This window comes from Hymenobacter rubripertinctus (assembly GCF_003583925.1).
Lineage (GTDB): Bacteria > Bacteroidota > Bacteroidia > Cytophagales > Hymenobacteraceae > Hymenobacter > Hymenobacter rubripertinctus.
Map to the genome: position 1 here is coordinate 1 of NZ_QYCN01000080.1, position 4,251 is coordinate 4,251.

General features: G+C 44.9%; 5 protein-coding genes. All 5 read right to left on the reverse strand.

The window, feature by feature from the left end; translation table 11 throughout:
• On the reverse strand, nt 1-110 hold a 110-nt coding region (locus D0T11_RS23645; RefSeq protein ID WP_449547852.1), incomplete at its 3' end, for a transposase-like zinc-binding domain-containing protein.
• 56 nt (nt 111-166) lie between these two features.
• Nucleotides 167-805: a leucine-rich repeat domain-containing protein gene (locus D0T11_RS22300; RefSeq protein ID WP_147374786.1), complete on the reverse strand. Its 639-nt coding sequence runs from the start codon at nt 803-805 to the stop codon at nt 167-169.
• Nucleotides 771-2,867 (reverse strand): RHS repeat-associated core domain-containing protein, encoded by a 2,097-nt coding sequence (locus tag D0T11_RS21470; protein ID WP_220473764.1) that lies wholly within the window; start codon nt 2,865-2,867, stop codon nt 771-773. Before D0T11_RS21470 ends, D0T11_RS22300 begins: the two co-directional genes overlap by 35 nt.
• Nucleotides 2,868-2,971: 104 nt before the next feature.
• On the reverse strand, nt 2,972-3,430 hold the full coding sequence (locus D0T11_RS22305; RefSeq protein WP_147374787.1) for a hypothetical protein: 459 nt from the start codon (nt 3,428-3,430) through the stop codon (nt 2,972-2,974).
• A 5-nt stretch (nt 3,431-3,435) separates the two neighbouring features.
• Nucleotides 3,436-4,146 (reverse strand): JAB-like toxin 1 domain-containing protein, encoded by a 711-nt coding sequence (locus tag D0T11_RS21475; RefSeq protein ID WP_119657853.1) that lies wholly within the window; start codon nt 4,144-4,146, stop codon nt 3,436-3,438.
• Between the last annotated feature and the right edge of the window lie 105 nt (nt 4,147-4,251).

Sequence of the window (4,251 nt, forward strand, 5' to 3'; positions counted from 1 at the left end):
GCTTGGTGGCGGCAGGCTTTGCATTGGTATTTCGGCTGCTCTTTGCGGCTTCCGTTCTTACGCAAGTCAGCACTGCTGCACTTGCCACACGTCAACGTGGTCTGAAGCATGGGAGTAAGATACTACTCACCCCGCATTATACCACCGCCAAAATACTTTTTTTGGGCTATTTATTCACCGGAAACAGGCTATTCTTTTTAACTTCTACTATTCTTTTCCCCAGTAGAAATCTACCATGAACACCTCCAAAACAATCAACAAGCAAAATTTTTGCGTGAGGTAAATATGATAGAGCATTCAACTTTGCGCTTTCTCTCCAAGATCTAAAATCATCTTCTGTCTGACAAAAATATAATTTATTTAAATTTTTCAAGCATGATATTTCCGAAGGTAAATATTTGAACGAGTTGCCAAATAAATATATCACCTTAACTGTATTCATATATTTAATACTTGTAGGCATATTTTTTATATTACAATATGAAATATCGATGGTATCCAATTTATCAAGGTTTTTAATATTTATAAACAAGCTATCAATATCAATGTTTTTATTGTGTCTTACAATTATTTTATTTACATTTTTATATTTACTAATCAATTTAATATGTTTATTTATATTTTCAAAATTACTCAAATTCAATACCCTAATATCCTCATATGACTCCATATCATCAACTAACTCATAAGATGTTTTTTTATTGTATTCATTCGTTTGCGCATACGCAGAAAATGAATAAAAAAATACAAACAAAATTAGATATAAAAATCTATGGAATATTAATATAATTTCTTCTGTATACATCTTGCCAATCAACTGATGAATTGAATTTATCATGATATTCATTCCGCGTTTGAACTTCTGCATCGTGTGGTTTTTTTTCAGTAGTTTGCATATATTCCTTGTACTCAGCATCAGTCATTTTATCTGGGCTACTACTATATCCCCGTTGCTCATCTTTAACTATTTGTTCTGGTGTCAGATGTATACCTTCATGCACACCACTAGCATTTAAGAACTCTTTTTCTGATGCAGTGGAGTATTTGCCAGTATTAGTCTTTTTATCTTCCATATACGCTCCTTTGTATATAGTAATAGTTGCAGATTTATAAGTCCCATCATCGTTTTTCTTTTTGTCGCTACCGGAAAGTGTCAAAGCATATCCTCCTGATGCTGATCCTTTTCCATTTTTTAATAAAATACTAATTTTAGTCTTGGAACCAATCATATCATCAACACTTTTCGCCCCTTTCTCTGTGCTTGTCATAGCTTCAATCACGTTCTTCGTTCCGTTTTTTACAGCGTTATCAGAGTAAGATAAACTGCCATCCTCGTTTTTATTAACTCCTACTACTTCCTTCCCATTAGGATCTATAAATCTCATTGGGTTATTTAAAGCATAGTTATATGGTGAAAATTCTGTATATTTTTTTGCCAACGGGTCTACCACGTTCCATCTTCCAATAGTAGGATCGTACATCCTAGCTCCATAATCCTGCCAGCTCAAGCCAAATTCGTCCTGCCGCTCCTTGCCATTGAAGGTAAACTTGTTCTGCGGCGTGGCGCTCCTGCTGAGCCCCACCAAGTCGAGGCCAAACGGGTCGTAGTGGTTCTCCTGCACTTGCAGGCCTTGCCGGTGCTCGATCGATATGTCGTCAAAGAACACGTCCGTGTCGCTCTCATTCGCCACGTACGCCTGCACGTAGCCCGCCGCCGGCACGAACACCCGTAAAGATAACAGCTCGTAGCCCCCACCCGCCACGGTGGCATTAGCCGCACTCGTCAGCTGCTGCGTGCGCCAGTCCACCAGGGCCGAATCGGCGTTGTAGACCAGCACCCGCACGTACGCCTTCGGTACCCCGCCGGCCAGCTGCTGCACGGCCGGCACCAGACCCAACCCCACGCTCAGCAAGGGCAACACCCGCACCTTGCGCCCCCCGTCCGGCGTCAGCGGGGCCGGCCCCACGGCTGGTTGCAGCAACGAAGCCACGAAGCTGGCCAGCGAGAAACTCCAGTTGGCCTGCGCCGCCTGCTGGTACATGCCGTACGCCACCACGTCGATAGTGTCGCCCTTCGCCACCGAAAGCTGCTTGAGCGGCCCCAGCGGCTGAGGTTGCGTACCGCCCGCGTTGAGCAGGGCAAAGCCCACCCCCGTGTAGGCCAGTTGGTGATACGGGTCCACCCGCCGGATCGGGGCCGACACGCTCACCGAATCAAACTCCGACTGCTCCCGCCGCAGTTCATCAGCGTTCGGCTCCAGGTAGGCGTGATACGTCTTGCGCTCCCCCGGGTGGAAGGCCACCCGCAGGTTGCCCAGATGGTCCTTGAGCACGTACTCGTACTGCACCTTCGTGCTGACCTGCCCCGCCGGGTCCCGCTTATACAGGTACAAGGCCCGCCCTTCGGCGTGGCTCAGCCAGCGCAGACTGTCCCGCTCGTACTGCCACGGCCCCACGTAGTCCGTGCGCACGGCCGCCTTGCCCGCTTCCGTGGCCCGCTTGCTCACCTTCTGCCCGGCGGCCGAGTAGGTGTACTCCAGCACATTGCCGTTGGCCCACTCCAGCCGCTCGGGCAGGTGCAGATAGTTGTAGTTGATTTTGGTGATGCCCTTGTTCTGGTCGCTCATCAGGCTGCCCGCCGCATCGTACGCGTAGTCCGGCACCGTGGCCCCGCTGGTCGCCCCGTCCGTGAAGTCCGGCCGCGCGGGCAGCTTGGTGCCGAAGGCCGTGGCGGCGGGGGCCAGATCGTCCACCCGCAGCAAGCGGTTGCTGGCCGGTTCACTGCTGGTGCTGGCCGGCTGGTAGCGGTAGCGCAGGTTGTCCGTCTCGGCGTACTGGGCCGGCGTGCTGCGGGTGGCCTGGGCCACCAGGCCCCGGCGGCGCAGCGTGAGCAGGTTGCCGCCCGCATCGTAGCTGGCCAACGAGAAGCGGTAGTTGCCCCGAACTTGCTACGAGTGAAAGAGCGAAACTGCTATATATCACAAGCTATGAATTTTCCATTTTTATACATGAAGCTAAGCTTGCAAGGGTGGCCGAATGTCCCTAACACACTTTTCTTTTCTTCAATAATTCTATTTTTGATATCATCAATAGGAAATTTTGTCTGAAACAACTCATTGTTTCTTTCACCTACTATATATATTCTAAATTCTTTATATTCAAAATAACCAACCAGTTCAAAACTGCTTATTCTAGGGCAAGAATTCATTATTTTTATAATAGAATATTTTTGCGAATTTTTCACACCAATAGTTAGAATTTTTTCGCCATCATTTATATTGCAAAATGAATTATTATTTGCATAATTTATATACTCATCAACGATACATATCAGATTTGAATTTATTTTAGATTGAGAGATAGTATGATTACATGTTGATAAAAAAATGCTCAAATAAAAAAAAATAGTCACTGTGGTTATTTTTTTCATTTTCATTATTCTTTGTGAAAATTTTGACTGTTGTATATTATATAAGAATTAGTTTTAACATCATATATTTTATTAATAATATTTGGGTTGCTTTTTTCTATAAAATGAGAATAATCCAGATCCCCTGAATCATCATAGTCAATGCTTCCATCACGTGCAAATCCACTTGGATAATCCGTCATATGTAATGAACCCCGTGGATGAGAATGATTAGTTTCAAAAATAGTCAACCCTCTTTTGATTAAACGAGAATCAAGGTCAGGCATTGCTCTGTTCTTGTCATTCTCGTGAGAGGTACTGATTACACCTATTTCAACCTGCCCTACTTTTACTTTAGTTAATCCGAATTCAACATCCGAATTTTTTGCAAAGAATTCAAATAATTTTTTATCTGATTTGTTTCCTTTTGTGACATAATACGTATCGACCTTAGTTCCGTCACGACTTTTGCCCTGCGATTTGTTATCTAATATACCTTTCTCAACTTCTATGCTTTTATCTTTATCAACGTTTCCCTGTTTGTCGGTTGCAAATAATACATCTTTTTTATCGTCGGTTCTCCTTAATAATTGAGTATCTCCGTCCGTTTTTAACTGATAATCATCCGGACTCATCCCATCAGGATCAATATATCGAATAGGGTTATCAAAGGCATAATTGTAAGGAGAATGACAGGGCAAACGCATGAAGCCGGGTGGGGGGTAGCTTTGGGTCATGAGCCACCCGATTCGCGACTACTTTCTGCAAGTTGAAGACTTCCGTCAAGCCGCCAAGTGCCGCTACCGACTGGCTGACATTCTGCTTATTGGCTTGTGCACCTA

Bases quoted from the DNA above. Each gene is read 5' to 3' on its own strand.
- D0T11_RS21475 (WP_119657853.1), bottom strand. From the start codon at position 4,146: ATGACCCAAAGCTACCCCCCACCCGGCTTCATGCGTTTGCCCTGTCAT.
- D0T11_RS22305 (WP_147374787.1), bottom strand. From the start codon at position 3,430: ATGAAAAAAATAACCACAGTGACTATTTTTTTTTATTTGAGCATTTTT.
- D0T11_RS22300 (WP_147374786.1), bottom strand. From the start codon at position 805: ATGTATACAGAAGAAATTATATTAATATTCCATAGATTTTTATATCTA.